Annotated in this window: 25 protein-coding genes and 1 other RNA gene; 8 read left to right on the top strand and 18 right to left on the bottom strand. The window is 58.8% G+C overall.

Annotation, left to right across the window (positions count from 1 at the left end; translation table 11 throughout):
• Positions 1-202 precede the first annotated feature (202 nt).
• The 8 genes from ybgC to ruvC all read right to left on the bottom strand — a co-directional run bounded on the left by ybgC (position 203) and on the right by ruvC (position 4,913).
• Positions 203-643, bottom strand: coding sequence for a tol-pal system-associated acyl-CoA thioesterase (ybgC, locus tag JZX89_RS04855; protein ID WP_174373853.1), 441 nt, complete (start codon positions 641-643; stop codon positions 203-205).
• The gene (locus tag JZX89_RS04850; RefSeq protein WP_207133264.1) at positions 640-1,176 is read right to left on the bottom strand and encodes an NUDIX hydrolase; all 537 of its coding nucleotides are present in this window, start codon (positions 1,174-1,176) and stop codon (positions 640-642) included. Before JZX89_RS04850 ends, ybgC begins: the two co-directional genes overlap by 4 nt.
• Positions 1,173-1,700 (bottom strand): NUDIX hydrolase, encoded by a 528-nt coding sequence (locus JZX89_RS04845; protein WP_174373855.1) that lies wholly within the window; start codon positions 1,698-1,700, stop codon positions 1,173-1,175. Before JZX89_RS04845 ends, JZX89_RS04850 begins: the two co-directional genes overlap by 4 nt.
• On the bottom strand, positions 1,700-2,278 hold the full coding sequence (locus tag JZX89_RS04840; RefSeq protein WP_207133263.1) for a DinB family protein: 579 nt from the start codon (positions 2,276-2,278) through the stop codon (positions 1,700-1,702). Before JZX89_RS04840 ends, JZX89_RS04845 begins: the two co-directional genes overlap by 1 nt.
• 36 nt (positions 2,279-2,314) lie before the next feature.
• Positions 2,315-2,533, bottom strand: a complete 219-nt coding sequence (locus JZX89_RS04835; protein WP_207133262.1) for a hypervirulence associated TUDOR domain-containing protein — start codon at positions 2,531-2,533, stop codon at positions 2,315-2,317.
• A gap of 52 nt (positions 2,534-2,585) precedes the next feature.
• Positions 2,586-3,626 carry a Holliday junction branch migration DNA helicase RuvB gene (gene ruvB, locus JZX89_RS04830; RefSeq protein ID WP_207133261.1) on the bottom strand — a complete coding sequence of 347 codons (1,041 nt, stop codon included), beginning with the start codon at positions 3,624-3,626 and terminating at the stop codon, positions 2,586-2,588.
• A gap of 128 nt (positions 3,627-3,754) precedes the next feature.
• Complete coding sequence (gene ruvA / locus JZX89_RS04825) at positions 3,755-4,372, bottom strand: Holliday junction branch migration protein RuvA (RefSeq protein WP_149899499.1); 618 nt, start codon at positions 4,370-4,372, stop codon at positions 3,755-3,757.
• A 28-nt stretch (positions 4,373-4,400) separates the two neighbouring features.
• Positions 4,401-4,913, bottom strand: a complete 513-nt coding sequence (gene ruvC, locus JZX89_RS04820; RefSeq protein WP_004445748.1) for a crossover junction endodeoxyribonuclease RuvC — start codon at positions 4,911-4,913, stop codon at positions 4,401-4,403.
• Between the two features lie 249 nt (positions 4,914-5,162).
• Between ruvC and JZX89_RS04815 the strand changes: the two genes are divergently transcribed.
• Positions 5,163-7,472 carry a methyl-accepting chemotaxis protein gene (locus JZX89_RS04815; protein ID WP_207133260.1) on the top strand — a complete coding sequence of 770 codons (2,310 nt, stop codon included), beginning with the start codon at positions 5,163-5,165 and terminating at the stop codon, positions 7,470-7,472.
• Positions 7,473-7,598: 126 nt separating this feature from the next.
• On the top strand, positions 7,599-8,600 hold the full coding sequence (locus JZX89_RS04810) for an LLM class flavin-dependent oxidoreductase (protein ID WP_207133259.1): 1,002 nt from the start codon (positions 7,599-7,601) through the stop codon (positions 8,598-8,600).
• Between the two features lie 56 nt (positions 8,601-8,656).
• On the opposite strand, the gene JZX89_RS04805 is transcribed toward JZX89_RS04810, so the two are convergent.
• On the bottom strand, positions 8,657-9,403 hold the full coding sequence (locus JZX89_RS04805; protein WP_207133258.1) for a YebC/PmpR family DNA-binding transcriptional regulator: 747 nt from the start codon (positions 9,401-9,403) through the stop codon (positions 8,657-8,659).
• A gap of 197 nt (positions 9,404-9,600) precedes the next feature.
• On the opposite strand from JZX89_RS04805, the gene JZX89_RS04800 reads away from it, so the two are divergent.
• A complete protein-coding gene (locus tag JZX89_RS04800; protein ID WP_149899503.1) occupies positions 9,601-10,104 on the top strand; it encodes a pyridoxamine 5'-phosphate oxidase family protein in 504 nt (167 codons plus the stop codon).
• 50 nt (positions 10,105-10,154) lie between these two features.
• On the opposite strand, the gene JZX89_RS04795 is transcribed toward JZX89_RS04800, so the two are convergent.
• The 7 genes from JZX89_RS04795 to JZX89_RS04765 form a co-directional block, all read right to left on the bottom strand.
• The gene (locus tag JZX89_RS04795; RefSeq protein ID WP_207133257.1) at positions 10,155-10,997 is read right to left on the bottom strand and encodes an MBL fold metallo-hydrolase; all 843 of its coding nucleotides are present in this window, start codon (positions 10,995-10,997) and stop codon (positions 10,155-10,157) included.
• 117 nt (positions 10,998-11,114) lie between these two features.
• A complete protein-coding gene (locus tag JZX89_RS04790; RefSeq protein ID WP_207133256.1) occupies positions 11,115-11,939 on the bottom strand; it encodes a TIGR00282 family metallophosphoesterase in 825 nt (274 codons plus the stop codon).
• A 69-nt stretch (positions 11,940-12,008) separates the two neighbouring features.
• A complete protein-coding gene (locus JZX89_RS04785) occupies positions 12,009-12,626 on the bottom strand; it encodes a 5-formyltetrahydrofolate cyclo-ligase (protein WP_207133255.1) in 618 nt (205 codons plus the stop codon).
• Positions 12,626-13,888, bottom strand: a complete 1,263-nt coding sequence (locus JZX89_RS04780; RefSeq protein WP_174374019.1) for a CNNM domain-containing protein — start codon at positions 13,886-13,888, stop codon at positions 12,626-12,628. The genes JZX89_RS04785 and JZX89_RS04780 overlap by 1 nt, the downstream gene beginning before the upstream one ends.
• Positions 13,889-14,118: 230 nt before the next feature.
• Positions 14,119-14,277: non-coding RNA, 6S RNA (gene ssrS / locus JZX89_RS04775), on the bottom strand.
• Between the two features lie 79 nt (positions 14,278-14,356).
• Positions 14,357-14,734, bottom strand: coding sequence for a cell division protein ZapA (locus tag JZX89_RS04770; protein ID WP_149899509.1), 378 nt, complete (start codon positions 14,732-14,734; stop codon positions 14,357-14,359).
• 10 nt (positions 14,735-14,744) lie between these two features.
• Positions 14,745-15,017: a DUF4164 domain-containing protein gene (locus tag JZX89_RS04765; protein WP_046799912.1), complete on the bottom strand. Its 273-nt coding sequence runs from the start codon at positions 15,015-15,017 to the stop codon at positions 14,745-14,747.
• A 324-nt stretch (positions 15,018-15,341) separates the two neighbouring features.
• Here JZX89_RS04765 and tkt point away from each other — a divergent pair, with 324 nt between their 5' ends.
• Both tkt and gap read left to right on the top strand, forming a co-directional pair.
• Complete coding sequence (tkt, locus tag JZX89_RS04760; protein WP_149899510.1) at positions 15,342-17,324, top strand: transketolase; 1,983 nt, start codon at positions 15,342-15,344, stop codon at positions 17,322-17,324.
• 64 nt (positions 17,325-17,388) lie between these two features.
• On the top strand, positions 17,389-18,399 hold the full coding sequence (gene gap / locus JZX89_RS04755) for a type I glyceraldehyde-3-phosphate dehydrogenase (protein WP_207133254.1): 1,011 nt from the start codon (positions 17,389-17,391) through the stop codon (positions 18,397-18,399).
• A 193-nt stretch (positions 18,400-18,592) separates the two neighbouring features.
• On the opposite strand, the gene JZX89_RS04750 is transcribed toward gap, so the two are convergent.
• Complete coding sequence (locus JZX89_RS04750; RefSeq protein ID WP_149899512.1) at positions 18,593-18,853, bottom strand: hypothetical protein; 261 nt, start codon at positions 18,851-18,853, stop codon at positions 18,593-18,595.
• 421 nt (positions 18,854-19,274) lie between these two features.
• Here JZX89_RS04750 and JZX89_RS04745 point away from each other — a divergent pair, with 421 nt between their 5' ends.
• The 3 genes from JZX89_RS04745 to JZX89_RS04735 all read left to right on the top strand — a co-directional run bounded on the left by JZX89_RS04745 (position 19,275) and on the right by JZX89_RS04735 (position 23,628).
• Positions 19,275-21,140: a potassium/proton antiporter gene (locus JZX89_RS04745; RefSeq protein WP_207133253.1), complete on the top strand. Its 1,866-nt coding sequence runs from the start codon at positions 19,275-19,277 to the stop codon at positions 21,138-21,140.
• A gap of 68 nt (positions 21,141-21,208) precedes the next feature.
• Positions 21,209-22,411 (top strand): phosphoglycerate kinase, encoded by a 1,203-nt coding sequence (locus tag JZX89_RS04740; protein WP_207133252.1) that lies wholly within the window; start codon positions 21,209-21,211, stop codon positions 22,409-22,411.
• A gap of 191 nt (positions 22,412-22,602) precedes the next feature.
• Positions 22,603-23,628 carry a class I fructose-bisphosphate aldolase gene (locus JZX89_RS04735; protein WP_142841549.1) on the top strand — a complete coding sequence of 342 codons (1,026 nt, stop codon included), beginning with the start codon at positions 22,603-22,605 and terminating at the stop codon, positions 23,626-23,628.
• A 57-nt stretch (positions 23,629-23,685) separates the two neighbouring features.
• Here JZX89_RS04735 and JZX89_RS04730 read toward each other — a convergent pair whose 3' ends face one another.
• Entirely contained in the window at positions 23,686-23,841 is a 156-nt protein-coding gene (locus JZX89_RS04730; protein ID WP_003497629.1) for a hypothetical protein, read from the bottom strand.
• Positions 23,842-23,962: the final 121 nt, after the last annotated feature.

The following is a 23,962-nucleotide window of genomic DNA, read 5'->3' as shown; positions in this document are numbered from 1 at the left end:
TAACGCTCGAAGTCATGCGGCCGCAGCCGTCAACCCCTTTGCCATACCCCGATACTTGCCAGTAAGCCTTACTTGCCAATAAATTTGGTGAAAGGAAGGCGTGCGCCGCACAAATGCCAGTTGCTAAAGTAAGACACCATTATGGTTAAAGGAGTGTTACAACCGCGCCACGCTGCATGGATTTACTGGACCGGCCCCTCAATTACTTCAGGAATTTTTCCGCCACCGTCTCCGGAAGACGCCTTGGCCGGCCATTGGCATTGATGACGGCGATGATGACCTTGGCGGCGACCAGCAGCGTTTCGCCACGCCGGATTTCCTGATTGAGCACCATTTTCGCGCCGCCGGCCTTTTCGGTCACGGTGGTGATCGTCAACACGTCGTCCATGCGCGCCGGGGTCTTGAAATCGATCTCCATGCGATGAACGACGAAGACCAGACCTTCCTCGTCAGCGGTCAGCAGCGTGCTTTGCTCACAACCGAGGCAACGCAGGTAATCGGTGCGTCCGCGCTCGAGGAAATGCAGATAACGCGCATGATAAACGAGACCGGAGAAATCCGTGTCCTCATAATAGACCCGCTGCGTCAGGCGGTGCCCATGTTCGATGAGTTCGCCGGAAAGCGAAACCACAAGCTCGCTCATAATGTCTCCCTGGTAAATTCGTCCGTGTCGATATCGCCTTCGCGGATAATAAGATGCTCGTGGCGCGGCGGCAGCCCCTCGATACGTTCTGCGATAAACCGAGGTCGGAGATCATTTTCCAGCAAGGCGGCGGGCTTGGCGGCAAGCCAGCGGAACTCCACTTCGACGCCATCCAGCACCCGATGCACGATGTCGCTCCCGTGGAACGGCAAAGGCTGGCGAAGCGAAATCAGATAATAAAATCCCAGCTCATGCGCTGCGTAATCACCATAGGTGAAAAAATTCTCGACGGACCACAAAAGACGCTCGACTGAACAGTCCCGCTCAAGTTCCTCGCCGATTTCGCGGATGATGGTTTCTTGCGAGCTTTCGCCGATTTCCGCCCGTCCGCCCGGCAAGGCCCAATAGCTGTCGCCAGCACCGCGCTGAACGAGAACATGATCATTCTGGAAAATCAGTGCCGCCACGCGCATGCTGAAAAGCTGCGGCTTCCGGTCCAGCCGGATCATGTGGCGTTCAGAGGCAGAAGTCATTTGTCATCCAGATCGCCGTCATGCCAGACGAGATGTCTCGTGGTCTGCGGCAGGTGCTCGATTTCGTCGGCGATGAAATAGGGCGGAATATCGAGTTCCGTCAATGCCTCACGGGTTGCCGCGACCCAGCGGAATTCCAGTTCATTGTCGCCATCCTGAACGCGGTGAATAATGTCGGTCGGATGAAAGGCCAGTGTCTCCGGCAGTTCCATCAGGTAGTAAAAACCGAGTTCGTGCCAGTCCCTGCCTTCATAATGGAAGAAATTCTCAACCGCCCAGAGAAGCCGCCCGACCTTGGCCTCGACGCCTAGCTCTTCAACCATTTCGCGCGCAAGCGTTTCGTCAGAACGCTCGCCCATCTCGGCACGACCACCCGGAAAGGTCCAGAATTTTTCGTGCGATGCGCGATGCACCAGCACATGGCCATCGCGAAACGCAAGTCCCGCAACGCGCATCTGGAAGATGCGCTTCGGCTTGAACTTCATGCGGATGCGGGTGTCTTGGCTTTTGCTGTCATGCGTCATTATCTGGACCTGCCGGCTGGAAACATCAAATCGGTTTCCGTCCATCCTAACGCATCCATTTCGTCTTTTCTTGCCTTCGCATCGTCTCCCACAATGAATTCGTCGAGCTGAGGCGGTTTGATCCCGGTGCCGGACAACATCGCATGCGCCTGTCCGCGATGATGCGTCTGGTGCTGAAAAAGATGAGAGAGGACATCATCGCACCGATCCTGCTGGATGCGTGCGCCACGATGGATATTAACGGAGGTGGCGAGGCCGTCTTCATCCAAACCATCGACAAATGCGATCAGCGTTTCATCAAGCTCCGCCTGGGCAATGCGCAGTTCCGCCACCGTGGCGAAGGGCTCCACTTGCGCAAAGGCGGCCGGACCGAGCGTCCCGCCTTGCAGGGCATCGATATAAAAGCGGTCTACGATGTAGATGTGGTTCAGCGTTGCCCTCAGCGTCGGGAAGAAACTGACACGGGGTGCGATCAACGCTTCCTGCGAAAGTCCGAAGCAAGCCTGATGAAGCCGGAAATTGGCCAGCCGGTTGTTACGTGCGAGTTTGCAGAAAACCCGCAGCGGATCGTAAGCCATCAGCGTCCCTCCCTTGTCGCCGATTGACGGCGTCCTTCAATCGGCCCGCTCAAGCTCCGATCGGCTTTTCAGAACCTTTGCGCCGTCTTCCTGCTCGATCAGAAAAGCGGGTTCGTCCTTGCTCGCCTTCCGCTTGATCCTGGAGCCGGCGATTACGCGCTCGACGTCATCAGTGAAGGTCTCGGCAATCTTACCTTCGCCTGTCCCACGGCCCCAGTTCCAGCGAACTGTCGTTCCTATGCGAAATGCCGACATCATCATCTCCTTACCAAAGACGATCAAATGCCGGCATGCCGGGCTTGTTCCCTCAATCGTCTTCCAGCGTCAGCCGGAACTGCGCGGCCTCGAGATCCTTCGGCGGCTGCATGCCGAGATGTTTCCAGGCGGTTGCGGTCAGAATGCGCCCGCGCGGTGTGCGCTGGATGAAACCCTGCTGGATCATATAGGGCTCGATGATGTCCTCGATGGCATCGCGCGGCTCAGAAAGGCCAGCTGCGATAGTTTCGATGCCGACCGGGCCGCCGCCGAAATTGACGGCGATCATGGTCAGATACCGCATGTCCAGTTGGTCGAGGCCCATATTGTCGACCAGCAACCGCGTCAAAGCCTCGTCGGCAATCTCGCGTGTAACAGCTTCTGCCCGCGCCACCTCGGCGAAATCGCGCACGCGGCGCAACAACCGTCCGGCAATGCGTGGCGTGCCGCGCCCGCGTCTTGCAATTTCCCGCGCACCGCCATCGGTCATATTCAGCCCCATCAGCCGCGCACCACGCCGGACGATCAGTTCCAGCTCATCGACCGTGTAGAAGGCCAACCGGACAGGAATGCCGAAACGGTCGCGCAGCGGTGTCGTCAGCAGGCCAAGGCGGGTAGTGGCGGCAACAAGGGTGAATTTGGACAGATCGATCTTCACCGAACGCGCCGCCGGCCCCTCGCCGATGATGAGGTCGAGCTGGAAATCCTCCATGGCCGGATAGAGGATTTCCTCCACAGCAGGGTTTAGACGGTGGATTTCATCGATGAAAAGAACGTCGCGCTCCTCGAGATTGGTGAGAAGTGCGGCAAGATCGCCTGCCTTGGCAATGACCGGCCCTGACGTGGACTTGAAGTTGACGCCAAGCTCCTTGGCCATGATCTGCGCCAGCGTCGTCTTGCCGAGACCGGGCGGACCGACGAACAGCACGTGATCGAGCGCCTCGCCCCGGTTCTTGGCGGCTTCAATAAATACCTTGAGATTGGCGCGGGCTTCTGCCTGGCCGGTAAAATCGTCCAGCGACTGCGGACGCAGCGTGGTGTCGATATCCTCACCGCGCTTTTCCGGGGTAATCAGTCTCTCCGCATCGCTCATTCAGGGCATTCCATTGTTATAGCCGAATTCATCAGGTAACCGCCGCCGCTATATCATGAGTATCGCAACAAGGCGCTTCACGAAATTCAGGATAGGCCTGGGCTACACGCCCGCTTGCCAAGCCGTTCTTACCGCGAAAGTTCCTTCAGCCCCAGCCGGATCAGCTTGGCGCTATCGCCGCCCTCCCCGCCATTCTTCAGCGCGGCGGCAACTGCATTGGCGGCCTGGTCTCGTGAATAGCCGAGATTGGTGAGCGCCGAGACCGCATCGGCCACCGGCGCGGAGGCGACGCCCTCCCCAAGTTCCTGCTTCAGCCCGATGGACGCCGAAGCATCCCCGGCGAAAGCGGGCGCCTTGTTGCGAAGTTCAGTCACAAGACGAACCGCCACTTTCGGCCCCACACCGGGCGCACGCGAAATCATCACCTTGTCCTGAAGCGCAATGGCATTTGCGAGCTCGGAAGGCGACAGGGTGGACAAGACGGCCAGCGCCACTTTCGAGCCAACCCCCTGCACGCTCTGCAGCAGGTTGAACCACTCCCGCTCCAGTGCGGAGAGAAAGCCGAACAGCTTCAACTGGTCCTCGCGCACGTAGGTTTCGATGAACAGCACCACCGCCTCTCCGGCGGAACCGATTTTCGACAGTGTGCGCGCCGAACAATAGGCGACGTAACAGACGCCATGCACGTCCACCAGCACGTAATCCGCGCCGATTTCCTCGATGCTGCCCTTCAATTTTCCGATCATGATGCCGCCCGCTCAATGAGATCTATATTCAACCGGCCGCCAGGAGCCGCCGCATCCTGTCACCGCCGCGATTATGGGCGTGGCAGATGGCGATGGCGAGCGCGTCCGCCGCATCGTTACCCTTGAATTCGGCCTTCGGCATCAGGATTTTCAGCATCATGTGAATTTGCTGCTTTTCACCATGCCCGACGCCAATGACGGCTTTCTTGACCGCATTCGGCGCATATTCGAAAACCGGCAATCCCGCCCGTGCCGGCACCAGCATGGCAATGCCACGCGCCTGGCCAAGTTTTAGCGTAGCCACGGCATCCTTGTTCACGAAAGTCTGCTCCACCGCGGCCTCATCGGGCTGGTGGCTGTGCACGATTTCTGCCAGCCCGTCATGCAGCTGGCAGAGGCGGGAGGCGAGATCCATATCGCCATCCGAGGTTACCGTGCCGGAAGCGACGAACCGCAGGCTGTTGCCGAGGGTGTCGATCACACCCCAGCCGGTGCGCCGCAGTCCGGGATCGATGCCGATGATTCGAATCGTCTTTTGCATGAGTTACCTTATCTTTCCGGTGGTGACCCTGCCAGCGATAAGTGAACAAAACGACAACATTGATCAAATTTGCAATGCAGCATTTACCTCTGCTTAAACCGCGTACCGCATTGTTCCCCCACAAAACCAACAAAAGGGGAGCTGCGGACATGATGATCCGCAGCACAATATGTTCGCCATATCAGCCGTCCGATGGCGCCATTCATGCATGGCGCGGGAACTGATCCGGCATTGGGGGCTGCTTCGGCCATGCTGAATCGTTTTCATTCCATATCCACCAAAGTGCTGGTGATTTTCCTGGCGCTGATGGCGATCTCCACCGGGGCTCTGACCCTTCTCGGTTATCAAAGCAGCAGCGGCGTTCTCGAAGAACAGGCGTCGAAATCCATGGAAAGCATTCTCGTCTTCCGCGGCGACATGCTTCAGGAACGCCTTGAACAGCTGAAGACGCAGGCGGACTCCATCGCCAAGATCGAAGCACTGCAAATGGCTGTTGTTTCCATGCGCAGCGGTTGGGCAACCGTACAAAAGAATTCCGGTGACGCGAAGGCGGAACTGCAGCGTGTCTTCGTCAAGGAAAATACCTTTGGTGAAAAGGAAAAGCTGATCAAGCCGGAAAGCCCAAGCGGCTTTTATTATTCGACCCATGAAAAGACCCAGACGGATATCGGCGGATATCTGCAGGGAACGCCGTTCAGCGACATCCTCTTCATCGATCCGGCCGGCACGGTCTATTACTCTTATCTGAAGGGAGCGGCCTTTGCGGAAACCGTGACCGGCGGCGTCTGGACGGAAAGCGGCCTCGGCGCGGCATTTGCACGCGGCACCGCGAATGCCGAAAAAGCCGTCAACGACATGGCGCAAACCAGTTTCTCCGGCTTGCGGATCGACACAGCAACAAAAGAGGCCGGTATTTATTTCGGCGTTCCGGTCGTTAAATTCGGTGCCTTCAAGGGTATCGTCCTCTTCCGCGTCAAGGAAGACGTGTTCAGCCAGATACTCGCAAAGGGCATCGCGGCCGGCAGCTCCGAACAATCGGCAATCATCTCGGCCGATGGCAAGGTTTTGGGCGAGCAGGGCGAAAAGCTCATCGGTCTCGACCCGGCAATCTACGGTTTCCATGGACAGGCGCTGAACGCCACCGGCATGACGATTGCCAAAATCGACCGCCCGGATGGTGAGGCTAATGCCTATGCCCGTCCCTTCTCCTTTGCAGGTGAAAAATATCTCGCCGTCGAAAGCATGTTGCGCAGCGAGTTGAACGCGGGTTCCATCTCGATTGCCGGCACACTTGCCGTGATCGGCCTTTGCGTTCTGGCCGCCATGTGCGCGGCGACGGCCTTTTTCGCGCGCCGCCTGTTCGCCCCGCTGGAAAAGCTCGCCGGGCTGACCGGCGAGGTGGCAGCAGGTCGTCTTGATGCGGAAATCGGCAATCAGGACAGGAAGGATGAGATCGGCCGCATGGCGCGGGCGCTCGGCAGTTTCCGTGAAAAGCTTATTCTGCAGCGGGAGATGGAAGAGACCGCATCGCGGACCCGGGAGGAAGCCGAAACCGCACGCCGCGCGCATCTTGCGCAGCGCGAAGCCGAAGCCGGAACCCTGCAGATGGTCGTGCAGTCTCTGGACGAAGGTCTGGACCGGCTGGCGAATGGCAATCTTGCCTATCGTATCGACACCGTGTTCCCCGACGATCTCGAAAGCCTGCGCCACAACTTCAATACGGCGCTTGCCCGGCTGAGCGAAACCATGCAGGCCATCGGTGGCAATTCCACAGCCGTTCGTGGCGGCTCCGAAGAAATGCGAGTGGGTGCCGACCAGCTGGCGGAGCGCACCGAGCGGCAGGCGGCCTCCATTACCGAGACTGCAAGCGCCATCAAGGCCATCACAGAGGCCGTCCGCGACCAGATCGAACGTGCCGAACAGGCAACGCGGATCGCCCATGACGCCAGCACGGAGGCGACGGCATCCAGCCGTGTGATGGCGCAGACCATCGCCGCCATGGAGGCGATCCAGACCTCATCGCGCCAGATCAACCAGATCATCGGCGTCATCGATGAAATTGCCTTCCAGACCAACCTTCTCGCATTGAATGCGGGTGTGGAAGCCGCCCGCGCTGGCGACGCCGGCAGGGGTTTTGCCGTCGTGGCGCAGGAAGTCCGCGAACTGGCACAGCGTTCGGCCGCCGCCGCCAAGGAAATCTCCAGCCTGCTGAAACGCTCCACCGACGAGGTTTCCGCAGGTGTTGTGTTAGTCGAAAAGGCGGGCGCGTCACTCACCGGCATCGGCAAGCATGTACAGACAATCAGTTCCCGCATCGAGGAGATCATGGAATCGACCCGCGAGGAAGCGCAAACGCTTGCGGAGATCAATGGCACCGTCACCAGCCTCGACACCATGACCCAGCAAAATGCCGCCATGGTGGAGGAAACAACGGCCGCCATTCATAACCTCGCTTCCGAAGCGGGCGAGATGGACGGCAGGCTCGGACAATTCGTGCTGGCCACTGACGGGCAAGCGGCGGCACACGGCAAAACCCGTCAATTCCGGCGGGCCGGCTGAGTAAGGGGCTTCTTCGGAGGCCCCAATTTTTTTGAACCATCCATCAATTCTATGCGACTTCTATGGTAAATCGGGACACGCGCCTTACATCCGCAGCAAAGATTTGAATTTACGCAGGAGCGTCGGATGATCCCCTTTTCCATTCTCGACCTTTCGCCCATCGGCGAAGGCGAGAGCGTCAGTGAGGCGCTTGAAAATTCCCGCCGCATGGCAATCAAGGCCGAAGACCACGGCTATAACCGCGTCTGGCTGGCGGAACATCACGGCATGCCGGGTATTGCCAGTGCTGCGACATCGCTCGTCATCGCCCATGTGGGGGCAGCCACGAAACACATTCGTGTCGGCTCCGGCGGCATCATGCTGCCCAACCACTCACCTCTCGTGATTGCCGAGCAGTTCGGCACGCTTGCAGCGCTGCTGCCCGGCCGGGTCGATCTTGGCCTTGGCCGTGCACCCGGAACCGATATGCGCACGGCACGCGCGTTGCGTCGCAATCTCGATGCCGGTGCGGAAAACTTCCCGCAGGACATCATAGAACTGCAGCGTTACCTCGGCCCGCCGCAGCAGGATCAGGCGATCCTCGCCGTGCCGGGCATGAATTCCAACGTGCCACTGTGGCTGCTCGGCTCCAGCACCTACAGCGCGCATCTCGCCGCGGCACTTGGCCTGCCCTATTCCTTTGCATCTCATTTTGCCCCTGACATGCTGATGGAAGCGATCCATATCTATCGCGAGCGCTTCCAGCCGTCCGAGGTGCTGGACAAGCCCTATGTCATGGTGGGTGTGATGGGTGTCGGCGCTGAGACGGACGAGGAAGCGCAACATCTCTTCACCTCGTCGCAGCAGCAATTCGTCAATCTGCGCCGCAACGTGCGCACTCCGTTCCCGAAGCCGGTGCACAGCATGGATGATTACTGGAATGAAATGGAGCGTTTCTCGGTGGAGCACACATTGCGTTTCGCCGCAGTTGGCTCCCCCGAAACGATCGAGCGCCATCTCGGTGGTTTCCTTGCCGAAACGCAGGCAGACGAACTGATCGTATCGATGCCGATCCATGACATCGACAAACGGCTGCGCTCCGTGGAGATTTTCGCCGATGTGCGAAGTTCCATCAGGAAGGCCGCCTAAACAAAAAGCCCCGGAGCGAAAACGCTGCCGGGGCTTTTTTTTAAAAATCTGAAACGTCAGGCGGAAAGTTTGGCGAGAATTTCTTCGGAAACCTCGAAGTTGGAATAGACGCTCTGCACGTCGTCATCGTCTTCGAGATTGTCGATGAGCTTCATTAGCGACTGCGCTTTTTCCTCATCCACTGGCACCGTGTTCTGCGGCTTCCAGATGGCCTTGACGCTTTCGGCTTCGCCAAGCACACCTTCCAGCGCCTTGGAAACCTCGTTCATCGCTTCGAAACCGCAGATGATGGTGTGGCCGTCTTCGGAAGATTCGACATCGTCAGCACCCGCTTCGATGGCCGCTTCCATAACCTTGTCGGCATCGCCGACTTCGACCTTATAGGTGATTTCGCCAACGCGGTCGAAGGAGAAGGACACCGAGCCGGTTTCGCCGAGTGCGCCGCCAGCCTTGGTGAAGATGGAGCGTACGTTGGAGGCGGTGCGGTTGCGGTTGTCGGTCAGGGCCTCGACAACGACAGCGACGCCACCCGGGCCGTAACCCTCGTAACGGACTTCATCGTAGTTTTCGCTGTCTGCACCGGAAGCCTTCTTGATGGCGCGCTCGATATTGTCCTTCGGCATGGACTGGGCCTTGGCGTTCTGGATTGCCAGACGCAGGCGTGCGTTCATGTTCGGGTCGGGCATGCCCGTTTTTGCCGCAACGGTGATTTCACGCGCAAGCTTGGAAAACATTTTGGACCGAACGGAGTCCTGTTTGCCCTTGCGGTGCATGATGTTCTTGAACTGTGAATGACCAGCCATGGAAAACCTGATTGCCTAAATTTTGAGATTGCGGGCCTTATAAGTGCGATACGCCCGTCGTTCAACCCCGCAGGCACTTTCTCTTCCGTGAACAATAGAAGGAACTGATTTATCCGCGCCTCGTTTTGATCATGAACGCAGCAGATGAGGAGATGGTTTTCTCCCCGTCGCAGCATCAGACCGGAAGGAGAAAACATATGGTCAGCCTGACTGAAGCACGAGAAGCCCCGGCCCGTCAGCTCTGGGACGAAATCAATTCCGTCCATGCCGGCATGCTCGGTCTCGAGGGCCTGCACAACCACATGCAGCCGATGGCGCCTCATGCTGACCCAAAGACCAACACCATCTGGTTTTTCTCCAAAAAAGACACCGATCTTGTGAAGTCGCTGAAGTCCGGCTCACGCGCGCATTTCTGCGTCATCGGCAAGGACCATGATTATCACGCCTGCCTTTCCGGAGTTCTGGAGACGCGTGACGACAGGTCGAAGATCGACGAGTACTGGAACTCTGTCACCGCCGCCTGGTTCGAGCACGGCAAGACCGATCCGCAGCTGACGATGCTGGCGCTTCATGTCGATGATGCTGATATCTGGGCCTCGACCGACAGCACGCTGAAATTCGGCTGGGAAATCGCCAAGGCCAACATGTCGGATGACAAGACACCGGATGTCGGCGTCCGCCAACATCTTTCCTTCGCCTAGTTCCGCCCCCGATTTATCGGCTCCCCCGGCCTTCCTCACCCGTCGCCAGACTACATGCCCTTGGGCACCAATATCTGCGGTTGGCGGGGAAGGTTTCTCATCGAAACCCGGATTACCGGATCGGTGGCATAGGCAATCTGGAAACTTTCGCCGAACATGGTCAGAAACTGCTCGAGCGGCGCCCCGGTACGGTGCATCGGCAGGATGAGCGCTGAGCGCAGACGCTTCACCACCCGGCTCATGCTGTCGGCTCCCATGGTCAGACCACCATCCACCGGCACCATCAGCACATCCAGACGTCCAATCTCAGCGTAATGCGTATCCGTCAATTCATGATGCAGGTGGCCAAGATGGCCGATACAAAGTCCTGCAACTTCGAAGATGAAGATGGAATTGCCGTTTTCCTGGAAGGATTCGTAGTCACCCAAGCGGTTGCGGATATCGGTCGCGACGTTGCGGATATAGACATCTCCCACCAGAACCTTGTGCTCGGCCTTTTCTCCCGGCGTATCACTCCAGCCATGCAGCACGTGTTGAATGGCCGGATCCGGGTTCAGGGTGAAATGGGTCGAATGCGCCCGGTTCATCGTCACCACGGTCGGGGTAAAGGGAGGGCGGTAGACGCCATTATAGTCGGTGGCGATCGTCACCCCACCGGGGCTTTCGATCAGATAGGTGGAATGGCCGATAAAGCTGATCTTCACTTCTTCCCGCGAAGCGGCCTGGGCAAGCTGAGCCCCGGGTGGATTGAAGCTGGCGAACATCACACCGGGAATATTGCGGGCAATCGCCTGGCACTGGCTGACGGGCGGGCGGCTTTCCGCCTGGGCAAAGGTCACTCCCGCGCAGGTGAGCAATCCCGTTATTGCAAGCATTAGCACGCGTAGCATCATGCCACTCTCCTGAACTTGCGAAGGCTCGGAGGATGAGACAGGTTTTGCCGGGCGTCCAGTTGCAAGAGTGGCGGGAACGCTCACAATCTCGTCATTGTGAGCATCGCTGAAGGAAGGTCAGGTCCAGAAAGACGGCAGGGTTTCGGCAAGCCGCGGTCCGATGCGCAGCGGCGCAATCTTTTCAGCGAGGCCAGTACGGTCGGAAATCTCCACACCGACGCCGCAGATCGTCGCAGGCCCGCTTGCCGCCTCGAAGCGCCCCTTCGGCATCTTGGAGATGAAGCGGTTGATCGGCTCTTCCTTCTCCATGCCGAGCGAGCTGTCATAATCACCGCACATGCCGGCATCCGACATATAGGCGGTGCCGCCATTGAGGATTTGCGCATCCGCCGTCGGAACATGCGTATGGGTGCCGACGACGAAGCTCGCACGGCCATCGACGAAATGGCCGAAACACTGCTTTTCGCTGGTCGCCTCGGCATGGAAGTCGAAAATGATGGCGTCGGCCTGCTCTTTCAGCGGGCAGGCGGCAAGAATAGTTTCGGCCGACTTGAAGGGATCATCGAGTTCCGGATGCATGAACACCCGCCCCATGATGTTGGCGACGAGGATACGTGCGCCGTTGCGGGCGTAAAAAATACCAGAGCCCTTGCCCGGCGTACCGTCAGGATAATTGGCGGGCCGCAGGAACTGGTCATGGCGCTCGCAGAAGGAAACCGCTTCTTTCTGGTCCCAGACATGGTTGCCCGTCGTCACCACATCGGCGCCGGCATTGATGGTCTCGAGATAAATATCCTCGGTAATGCCGAAACCGCCGGCGGCGTTTTCACCGTTGACGATGACGAAATCGAGCTTCAGATCGGAAATCAGTCCCGGCAACCTGTCCCAGACCGCCGTGCGTCCGGTCTTGCCAACCATATCTCCGAGAAAAAGAAGTCTCATTCACCGCCTCGTTTGCGTATGTTCTTTGGATTGCGTCCCTCTAGCGGGTAATCCATATTTTAAAAAGTGCTAAAGCGCCGTTTGCCCTTGATCGGGCATCGACCGCCGTTCGGAAAACCGCCGCAGGCCGCTCTCCGTCAGAATTGCATCAAGCGGCACGTCATGCGACTCCGCCGGCACCGACGGTACTTCCTGACAATCAAAGGCGACACCGATGAGAACGGGGCTCCGACCCTTGCCATGCAATCGCGCAATGGCGCGGTCATAGTGGCCCGCGCCATAACCGATACGCTGACCCTGACCGTCGAAAACAGAAAGCGGCACGAGCAGAATATCCGGATCGAGAACATCCGCATCCGCCCCCGGCCCGGTCGTGCCGAAGCCGGTCTTCACCAGTGTGGTATCCGCGTCAAAGGCGCGGAAAACGATGGTTTCGCGGTTAAGCACAACGGGAAGCACAAGACGTCCGCCTTTTGTCCGCAGCGCCTCCATCAGCGGTCGAATATCGGCCTCAGAACGGATCGGCATGAAACCGGAAATGATCGCGCCCGGCGCAAAGAGGATGGCGGATCCGCCATGGGCGGTGATCGCCCGGCTCTTTTCCTGCCGCTCGGCTAACGTCAGAGCATCGCGCGCGGCAAGCCTTTCGCCGCGCAGTCTCGTTTTTTCGGCAATGTCGCCAGACATCAGGCGGCCCGGCTCACGAGCACCTTGTCGATACGATGGCCATCGAGGTCGATGACTTCGAAACGCCAGCCGTTGCGAGTGATATGCTCGCCCAGTTCCGGCAGACGACGGAACTCATCCAGCACCAGACCGGCAACGGTCTCGAACTCGGCATCCTCGTCAATCTGGAACCCCATGCGATAAGCGAACTCGTCGGCCGGCATCCAGCCGGCGACAAGGAACGAACCGTCCTCGCGCTCGACCATTGCCGGCTCCTCGTCGTTATCTTCCTGGAAGGCACCGGTTATGGCCTCCAGAACGTCACCGGAGCTGACGATGCCTTCGAAATGGCCGTATTCGTCGTATACCAGCACCATATGCACCGTGGAACGGCGCAGAGACTGGATTACATCCACAGCACTCGTCAGGTCCGAGACAACGGGAACTTCGCGCAGAAGCTCGCGGACATCCAGCTCCTTGCCGGAGGCAAGTGCATCAAAGGCGTCCTTGGCGAAAAGCACGCCGAGAATTTCATCGGAAGCGCCGTTGCGTACCGGCAGGCGCGAACGCTGCGTCTGGCGAAGCTGCTCCCGGATTTCCTCCGCGCTGTCTTCGATATCGACCACTTCCACATCGCGGCGCGGCGTCATCAAGCCGCGTGCATTGCGGTCCGCCAAGCGCATGACGCTGGTGATCATCGCCGATTCCTCGGTTTCGATCACACCGGCGCTATGGGCCTCGGCCAGTACGGTGCGGATTTCGTCGTCGGTCACCGAGGCGTTGGACTCACCACTATGGCCGAGAAGGGCCAGAACAGCCTTGCCGGATCTGTCGAGCAACCACACCAGCGGCGCGCCAACCCGCGAAAGCATCACCATGGTGGGCGCGACACGAGCGGCAATCTTTTCAGGATCGCGCAAGGCAATCTGCTTGGGCACCAGCTCGCCGACAATCAGCGACAGATATGTGATGGCGATGACGACTGAGCCGACACCGATTGCATCGGCAGCACGATCAGGAACGCCCTGCTCCAGAAGCCATGAGGTGAAACGGGCGCCAAGTGTGGCGCCGGAAAATGCGCCGGAGAGAACGCCAACCAGCGTGATGCCGATCTGCACCGTGGAAAGAAAACGTCCGGGATTGTCGGAAAGGCCGAGCGCCATGGTGGCGCCCCTGCTGCCTTGCGCTGCAAGCACCTTGAGCCTCGCCGGTCTGGAGGAGACAACGGCAAGCTCGGACATGGCAAGCACACCGTTCAATACGGTGAGCAGGACCACGATCATAATTTCAGTAAACAAGTTTAGCTCTTTGGGCTGTTGAACGGCACGTCGCGGTTTTGGCCGCAGCGCCCTTTATATAAAAGGGCATGACAGACATACCAATCCGGATAATAGGGAATTGTTCCGCTATTGCAATGACGGCAATGTAAAAAAGCCGCATCCGGCAGCAGTGAAAAATAACTGTCGACGATAAAATAATCAGGTGAAGAACCGGGGTTGACCCAAAACTTCAAGTGCGATCCACGGCGACCGATGGAGATTTACGATCCTGGGTGCCTACAAATGTAGGTGGGCACCGTGTGTCCAGCCCCACGGGACTGGCCAGGGACAGCTCCCTTTGGATCGAGTATGGCCCCAGGGATTGTGGTTCCTGTCGGGAAGCGCAGAACGCATCCAAGATATAGGACGGATCGGATAAAACCGCCAGAGGGCGCGGTGCGAAATTTTGCCGCCTCAGAACTCTTCAGCCAGTCAATGCGCTGCGGGCTTCGGCCGGGCCAGCAATTTGTCGGTTATCCCGTTCAGGCGCTCAGCCAGATCGCCGATGGCAAGCGCCACCATCTCGTCCGATTTCGCCTTGTGCTCGGCCATGCCATCGCGGTTGCGGGAAAGGGAGGTAACTTCGCCTTCCAGCTTCTCGAGCTTGCGGTTGATTTCGGAAAGCTCATCCATCACCATGATGCCGGCCATGACGGTGAGCCTGAGATCACCGATTTCACCGAACTGGCTCTTGAGGTGCCCGACATAACGGTCGAAACGCGTGGCAAGGTCGGTCAGGTGATCTTCCTGCCCCGCCTCGCACGCCATGCGATAGGCCTTGCCGTCGATCATAACAGTGACTTGCGCCATGAAACGGCTCCTATCGATCCAGCACCGCGCGGATTGTCTCCATCGCCGTCACCAGACGGCGGGAAACCTCGCGATTGACTTCTTCAAGACGGTTGGCGCGAAACTCGGCCTGATCCAGTTCCTGCGCCAGCCTGGCGCGGTCAACATGGACCCGTTTGACCTCATTATCGATCTCGCCCGTCTCCCTTTGCCGCTCGATACGCATATCGATGGCATTTTCGAGATTTGTGATGGCAGCATTCAGCTCCGTCAGCGCAGATTGTACGGTCTTCTCAGCCGACATCGTTTTTTCCAACTCGCACGCAACCGGCCGAATCGTCCGGTTTCAGGCCTTTTCCACATTCAAGAGGTTATTACCCGATTTATCATCCCGTCAATCAAACCAGTGCATTGAGGCGTTTTGCTCTGTGGATGAACGAAGAAGCGCCGGCCCATATCGCACGAATTTTGTTGGGACACCCGATTTTCTAAACGATTTTTTCTCCCGCAGCGAACCGCAAACGCCCGTGGATTTATTGACTTGCCTGCCTCACCTGCTATGGATCAACCCGCTTTTTGGATAGTTGCGTAAAACTATCTCCTTTCACCCGGAACAGACGGAAAAGCCATGATTTCTCGCGACAAACACAACCGGATGGCAAATGCGATCCGCTTTCTTGCCATGGATGCAGTGGAGAAGGCCAATTCAGGCCACCCCGGTCTGCCGATGGGCGCCGCCGATGTCGCCACCGTTCTTTTCACCCGCTATCTGAAATTCGATCCCAAAGCATCGCTGTGGCCGGATCGTGACCGCTTCGTGCTGTCTGCGGGCCATGGTTCGATGCTTCTTTACTCGCTGCTCTATTTGACGGGCTACGAGGACATGACGATCGACGAGATCAAGCGTTTCCGTCAGTTCGGCTCCAAGACCGCCGGCCATCCCGAATATGGCCATGCGACCGGCATCGAAACCACCACCGGCCCGCTCGGCCAGGGCATCGCCAACGCCGTCGGCATGGCAATCGCCGAGCGCAAGCTGGAAGAAGAATTCGGCTCCGACCTGCAGAGCCACTTCACCTATGTGCTGTGCGGCGACGGCTGCCTCATGGAAGGCATCAGCCACGAAGCCATCGCGCTTGCCGGCCACCTGAAGCTCAACAAGCTCGTTCTGTTCTGGGATGACAACAACATCACCATCGACGGCGAAGTTGGCCTTTCCGACAGCACCGACCAGATCGCCCGCTTCAACGCGGTTCACTGGAACACCATCCGCGTCGATGGCCATGATCCGGACGCGATTGCCGCCGCCATCGAAGCTGCGCAGAAGTCTGACCGCCCGACCTTCATCGCCTGCAAGACCGTGATCGGCTTCGGCGCGCCCAACAAGCAGGGCACCCACAAGGTTCACGGCAACCCGCTCGGCGCAGAAGAAATTGCCGCTGCCCGCAAGAGCCTCAACTGGGAAGCCGAAGCTTTCGTCATTCCGGAAGACGTGCTCGATGCATGGCGTCTCGCCGGCCTGCGCTCCACCAAGACCCGCCAGGACTGGGAAGCCCGCCTCGAAGCTACTGAAGCCGGCAAGAAGGCCGAGTTCAAGCGTCGCTTCGCCGGCGACCTGCCCGGCAACTTCGACAGCTCCATCGATGCCTTCAAGAAGAAGATCATCGACAACAACCCGACGGTTGCCACACGCAAGGCCTCCGAAGACGCGCTCGAAATCATCAACGGCATTTTGCCGGAAATGGTCGGCGGTTCGGCTGACCTGACGCCGTCCAACAACACCAAGACCAGCCAGATGAAGTCCATCACGCCGAGCGACTTCTCCGGCCGTTACCTGCATTACGGCATCCGCGAACACGGCATGGCGGCGGCGATGAACGGCATCGCGCTGCATGGCGGTCTCATCCCCTATGCCGGCGGCTTCCTGATCTTCTCGGACTATTGCCGTCCGTCGATCCGCCTTGCCGCACTCATGGGCATCCGCGTCGTCCACGTTCTGACGCATGATTCCATCGGCGTCGGCGAAGACGGCCCGACCCACCAGCCGGTGGAGCAGATCGCGGCACTCCGTGCTATTCCGAACCTTCTCCTCTTCCGCCCGGCGGATGAAACCGAGACGGCGGAATGCTGGCAGCTGGCTCTCGAGCAGAAGCATCGCCCGTCCGCGCTGGCGCTTACCCGCCAGAATCTGACGCCTTCGCGCAAGGAATATGAAGAGAAGAACCTTTCCGCTTACGGCGCTTACGAGCTCGTATCGGCAAGCGACGCGAAGGTTTCGATCTTCGCTTCCGGTTCGGAAGTCGAAGTGGCGCTGAAAGCCGCCGCAACGCTGAAGGACAACGGCATTTCGGCCCGCGTCGTCTCCGTTCCCTGCTTCGAACTCTTCAAGGAACAGCCGGAAACCTATCGCAACGCCATCATCGGTAAGGCTCCTGTCAAGATCGCGGTGGAAGCCGCCATCCGCCAGGGCTGGGATTATTTCATCGGCTCCGACGGTGCTTTCGTCGGCATGCATTCCTTCGGTGCATCCGCGCCGGCGAAGGATCTCTTCAAGCACTTCGGCATCACGGCGGAAGCCGTTGTCGCCGCAGTCGAGGCAAAACTTGCATGAGGGCTTCCCAGCCCTCACTAATTTCAGCAAAGACCACGCACATATCTTGTTCGGGAGACTGTAAATGACTGTAAAAGTTGCCATTAACGGCTTCGGCCGCATCGGCCGCAATGTTCTGCGCGCCATCGTCGAGTCCGGCCGCACCGATATCGAAGTCGTTGCCATCAACGACCTCGGCCCGGTTGAAACCAACGCGCACCTGCTGCGCTACGATTCGATCCATGGCAAGTTCCCGGCTGACGTGAAGGTCGATGGCGACACGATCACCGTTGGCGGCGGCAAGCCGATCAAGGTAACGGCTGTTCGTGATCCGGCAATGCTGCCGCACAAGGAACTAGGTGTCGACATCGCGCTCGAATGCACGGGCATCTTCACCGCCCGCGACAAGGCCGCCGCTCACCTGACGGCCGGCGCAAAGCGCGTTATCGTGTCTGCTCCAGCGGACGGCGCTGATCTCACCGTCGTTTTCGGCGTCAATGACGACCAGCTGACCAAGGACCATCTGGTCATTTCCAACGCGTCCTGCACCACCAACTGCCTGGTGCCGGTCGTGAAGGTTCTCGATGACGTCGTTGGTATCGATCATGGCTTCATGACCACGATCCACTCCTACACGGGCGACCAGCCGACGCTGGACACCATGCACAAGGATCTGTACCGCGCCCGCGCCGCAGCCCTTTCCATGATCCCGACCTCGACGGGTGCAGCCAAGGCCGTTGGCCTCGTTCTGCCGCACCTCAAGGGCAAGCTGGACGGCACGTCTATCCGCGTTCCGACCCCGAACGTTTCGGTTGTCGACTTCAAGTTCATCGCCAAGCGCGACACGAGCGTTGAGGAAATCAACGAAGCGATCAAGTCCGCTTCCAACGGCAAGCTGAAGGGCATTCTCGGCTATACCGAAGAGCCGCTGGTTTCCCGCGACTTCAACCATGACAGCCATTCGTCGATTTTCGCGATCGACCAGACCAAGGTCATGGAAGGCCGGTTCGTGCGCGTTCTGTCCTGGTACGACAATGAGTGGGGCTTCTCCAACCGCATGTCGGACACGGCCGTTGCCTTCGCGAAGACCATCTGAGCATAAATCGCTCCATCAAAAAACCGGCAGGAGCAATCCTGCCGGTTTTTGTTTGCCGAAAAAAAAGCCGGCGGGACTGAGGGATCCCGCCGGCGTCGATCCAGAAGCAAGGCGGGGACGCTTCGGATCGAAAACGGTCGCCGGCCAAAGAACTGGCCGCTCCTCAACGCAACGGATGAGGCACGCACATTCGTCATCTTTTATTGTTGATGATGACCGGTCCCCGGTCGCCGGCATTGCTCCAGATCGTATCGAAAGTCTGCTGTCGCAGGTCGCTTTGCTGCATGGAAAGCTTCATCATGCAGTCTGCAAAATCACGCGAACCTTCGGGGTAACCGAATACCCGGCAGCGTTCGCGTTGCGCGGCCATATTTTCAGCTGTCTGCTCCGTGCTGGAGCAACCCGAAACAATCGAGCCCGCCGCCAGTAATATAATGATGGATATTCGTTTCATCCGATCGCTCCGGTAATGATGAAAGGCAATTCGGAGGTGACAACTAACGCAGCTGGATTATCGCTATGTTACGTGAAAACACGGCTGACTAATCTATTTCGGCAATCTGCTCATCCCTTTCAGGCAAAGCTCGAGGCGCGGAACAGGCGTTGCTTCAAGCGGCGCACCTTCGCCCGCTCGCCGAAAAAATTCCCATTTCCTGCCTTTGTCTGGTCCATTTTGAGACCGACAAGAAGCACAGGGACAACGGTCGTGCGCAATGCACTACGGCCCTGCCGTATCATTCGATACACCCCGCCTTGCGTCGCCTTTCAACGCCAACCAACTCAAGCGCTGACAGACCGCAACCCGTGGCGCATTGGCTGCAGACGCGCAGAGCATTCATTGCAGCGGCCAGCGCGGTTTGAATGAGGCGGTGGACGTGGAATCATTTTATCTTCTGTTGCTGGTGGCAACTGTTCTGGTTCTCGTCGCAGCCTTTTCCAGCCTCATCGCCTTCCGGTTCGGCGCGCCGCTGCTGCTGCTCTTTCTGATGATCGGCCTTGCCGCGGGCGTGGATGGCCTCGGCATCGAATTCACCAACAATCCGCTCGCCTATATGCTCGGCTCGCTTGTGCTTGCCGTCATTCTTTTCGACTCCGGTTTTGGTACGTCGATACAATCCTTCCGACTTTCGGCAGCACCCGCCGTCGCCCTCGCCACAGTCGGCGTCATCCTCACATCCGTCTTTTTTGCCGGAGCGGCCGCCCTGTTGCTCGGCCTTTCCTGGCTGGAGGGCCTGCTGCTTGGCGCCATCGTCGCCTCCACGGATGCGGCAGCCGTATTCTTCCTGCTGCGCATCGGCGGCATTCACATCCGCGATCAGGTGCGCTCGACGCTGGAGGTGGAATCCGGTACCAACGACCCGATGGCGATTTTCCTCACCGTCGCGCTGGTGGAGATCATCGCCAAGGGTCAGGGGCTTTCCGGTATCGACAGCGGTTTCCTGCTGCTGTTCATCGAACAAATGGGCCTCGGGGTGATTTTCGGCCTGCTCGGCGGCATCATGATCGCCACCGTGGTCAATCGTTTCGCAGCAGATCGCGGGCTTGCGCCGATCTTCGTTCTGGCGCTGGCATTGCTGGTCTTCTCCTTTACAGGCGCAATTGGCGGCAGCGGTTTTCTGGCGGTCTATGTGGCAGGCATCGTCGCCGGCAACCGCAGGATTTTCGCCAAGGAAACCATCCGCCGTTTCCATGAAGGGCTGACATGGCTTGCCCAGATCATCATGTTCCTGATGCTCGGCCTTCTGGCCACGCCGTCGCAATTTCCGGCAATCGCCATCCCGGCCGTGCTGCTGGCGCTTTTCCTGATCTTCGTCGCTCGCCCGCTAGCGGTCTGGCTCAGCCTCATGCCCTTCAGCTATACCCAGCAGGAAACATCCTTCGTGGCATGGGTCGGCCTGCGCGGCGCGGTTTCCATTCTGCTCGCCATCATGCCGATTCTCGGCGGGCTGGACGATGCACAGATCTATTTCAACGCCGCCTTCATCATCGTTCTGGTATCGCTCTTGGTGCAGGGCTGGACCATCAAGCCGGTGGCGACAAGGCTAGGGCTGATCGTGCCGCCGCGCATGGGCGACGTCGACAAGCTGGAAGTGGACCTTCCCGGCACCGCCAATCACGAACTGATTTCCTACCGTGTCGCCAAGGGCAGCGCCATCATGCAGGGCGAGCGCATTCCACGCTGGGCGATGCCTTCGCTGGTGGTACGCGACGGCAAGTCGATCCGCTACCAATATGCAGGCCGGCTGCGGGAAAACGACCTCGTCTATCTTTTCATTGCACCGGGTTATTCGCGGCTGATCGACCGGCTGTTCGCCAGCGCCCTGCCGGTTGCCGACGACGATGCCGATTTCTTCGGCACCTTCGTTATCTCTCCAGCCCGCCCGGCCAAAGAGCTGGATGCGGCCTATGGTCCCGGCCTGATTTCTCAGACCGAACAGGCGATGAGCATTGCCGAATTGATCGAGGCGCGTCTTGCCGGAAAGGCCGATTATGCCGACCGCGTCCGCCTCGGCTCCATTGTCCTCATCGTTCGGACGCTGGACGAACATGAGGCCATTACCGGCATCGGTATCTCACTGGAACCGGTTGAGCCCGCCACCAGCCTGCCGATCTTCATCAGCTTCGGCGAGATCATCCGCCGGGTGCGCAAGCATCTGGCGCAACGGCGTCAATCGCGCTCCGGCAACGCCATCGAAGACACCGCCGCGCCTTCGAACGCGGTGAGAGAAAATGAGGGCTGACCGGCTTGCGTCGGCAATCAGGCATAGTATGGTCCGTCCCGAACTCGCAACCAAATCAGGATCGCCCCATGCCCGCCTTCAAGACCATCGACGACCTTAACGACATTGCCGGAAAGCGCGTTCTCGTCCGCGTTGATCTCAACGTGCCGGTTGCGGATGGCAAAGTAACGGACGCGACCCGCATCGAGCGGGTTGCGCCGACCATCCTGGAACTGTCCGGCAAGGGCGCGAAAGTCATTCTGCTTGCCCATTTCGGCCGGCCGAAGGGCGAACCGGTGGCCGACATGTCACTTTCGCAGATCGTCCCCACCGTCGAGGAAGTGTTGGATCACGCCGTTTCCTTCGCGACCGATTGCATTGGCGCGCCTGCAGCGGACGCGGTCGCGAAGATGAATGATGGCGATATCCTGCTTCTGGAAAATACCCGCTTCCACAAGGGTGAAGAAAAGAACGACCCGGCATTCGTCGAGGCACTGGCCGCCAATGGCGATATTTATGTGAACGACGCCTTCTCCGCCGCCCACCGCGCCCACGCCTCCACCGAGGGTTTGGCGCGCCACCTGCCCGCCTATGCCGGCCGCACAATGCAGGCCGAACTCGAAGCGCTGGAAAAGGGTCTTGGCCAGCCCGTCCGTCCGGTGGTCGCCATCGTCGGCGGCGCCAAGGTTTCGAGCAAGATCGATCTCCTGATGAACCTCGTCAAGAAGGTCGATGCCCTCGTTATCGGCGGTGGCATGGCCAACACCTTCCTCGCCGCCCGCGGTGCGCAGGTCGGCAAATCGCTGTGCGAACACGATCTGGCCGAGACCGCAAAACAGATCATGATCGAGGCGGCGACATCAGGCTGCGCGATCGTGCTGCCGGAAGACGGCGTCGTCGCTCGCGAATTCAAGGCAGGTGCTGCAAACGAAATCGTCGATATCAATGCCATTCCGGCTGACGCCATGGTTCTCGATGTCGGCCCAAAATCGGTTGAAAGCATCAAGGCCTGGATTTCCCGCGCAGAAACGCTGGTCTGGAACGGCCCTCTCGGCGCCTTCGAAATCGAGCCTTTCGATGCGGCGACCGTGGCGGCGGCAAAACACGCCGCCGAATGCACAAAATCAGGAAAACTCGTCTCCGTCGCCGGTGGCGGCGACACGGTCGCGGCACTCAACCATGCCGGTGTTTCCGACGATTTCACCTATATCTCGACGGCGGGCGGCGCCTTCCTTGAGTGGATGGAAGGCAAGGAATTGCCGGGCGTTGCCATCCTGATCGCCGCCAAGTAAACTCATTTCACTTGCCTGACACAAGGCCGGACAAGCCCTGCTTGTCCGGCCTTGTTTTTTGGTAAGTGCACGTGGGAGGAAAAGTTTCAAACGATTGAAATCATTTCAATCGTTTCAATGAGTTAGCGTGCCATTTCCCTGCCCTGGAACTTCTGTTATCGGGAATTTATTGTGCCTTGGGAGAATAGCAAATGACCGAACGTCTCGAAGACATCGCAATCAAAATGGTCGCCGACGGCAAGGGCCTGCTCGCAGCCGACGAATCCACAGGAACGATCAAAAAGCGTTTCGACAGCATCAACCTGGAGTCCACCGAGACCGCCCGTCGCGATTATCGCGAGATGCTGTTCCGCTCCGACGACGCCATGAAGAAATACATCTCCGGCGTCATCCTTTACGAAGAAACCCTGTTCCAGAAGGCTGCCGACGGCACGCCTTTCGTTGACATCATCAAGGCCGCCGGCAGCCTGCCGGGCATCAAGGTGGATATCGGTGCAAAGCCGATGGCTTACCACCCGCATGAATTCATCACCGAAGGCCTCGACGGTCTTTATGAGCGTCTGCGCAAATATCACGAGGCTGGCGCGCGTTTCGCCAAGTGGCGTGGCGTCATCACCATCGGTGAGCAGCGCCCGAGCTGGGGCTCCATCAAGGCCAACTCCCAGTCGCTCGCCCGTTACGCCGCTCTCTGCCAGCAGGCGGATATCGTGCCGATCGTGGAGCCTGAAGTGCTGATGGATGGCGAACCAGGCACGCACGACATCGACCGCTGTGCGGAAGTCACGCAATGGGTGCTCCAGACCGTCTTTGCGGATCTGTTCGACGCCCGCGTCAACCTTGAAGGCATGATCCTCAAGCCGAACATGATCATCGACGGCAAAAAGGCTCGCAAGGCTTCAGTCGAGGAAGTGGCGGAAAAGACCGTCAAGGTTCTGAAGGCCACCGTGCCTTCCGCCGTTCCGGGCATCGCCTTCCTTTCCGGCGGCCAGTCCTCCGAAGAAGCGACCGCGCATCTCTCCGCCATGAATTCCGGTTACGACCTGCCCTGGTCGCTGACCTATTCGTATGGCCGCGCGCTCCAGGACACCGCACTCAAGACATGGGGCGGCAAACAGGAGAATGTCGCTGCCGGCCAGCGCGCCTTCACGCACCGCGCCGCCATGAACAGCCTTGCCGCCAAGGGCAACTGGAAGCTGGAACTCGAAAAGGCCGCATAAGGCCCTTCGACAGGCATGTAAAACAATCAAAGCCGCCCCCGATGGGCGGCTTTTTCTCTACGGGCGCAAGAGAAGCGTCGCCGACCAGATGACAAAGGCGGCCACCGCTATCTTCCAGCAATCGCCTCTTTTCTTAAGGCCCGGCAGCCCCAAAGGCCGGATGATCTGGACCACCATGGCCAGCAGCAAAAAAAGCCCGATCGCCTTCGTCATTTATTGAGCCTTTTCTTTATTTCTGCATCGTCACAGGCTGGACATTTTTACCGTTCACCAGAAGAGTGCAACTCATTCGGGTAATCCCGTTTTATGGCCTGTCCGACCGTCCGTCCGAACG

The sequence above is a fragment of the Agrobacterium burrii genome (genome assembly GCF_017313405.1).
Classification (GTDB): domain Bacteria; phylum Pseudomonadota; class Alphaproteobacteria; order Rhizobiales; family Rhizobiaceae; genus Agrobacterium; species Agrobacterium burrii.
Note: the sequence above shows the minus strand (reverse complement) of the source record. Positions and strands in the feature narration are given on the sequence as shown.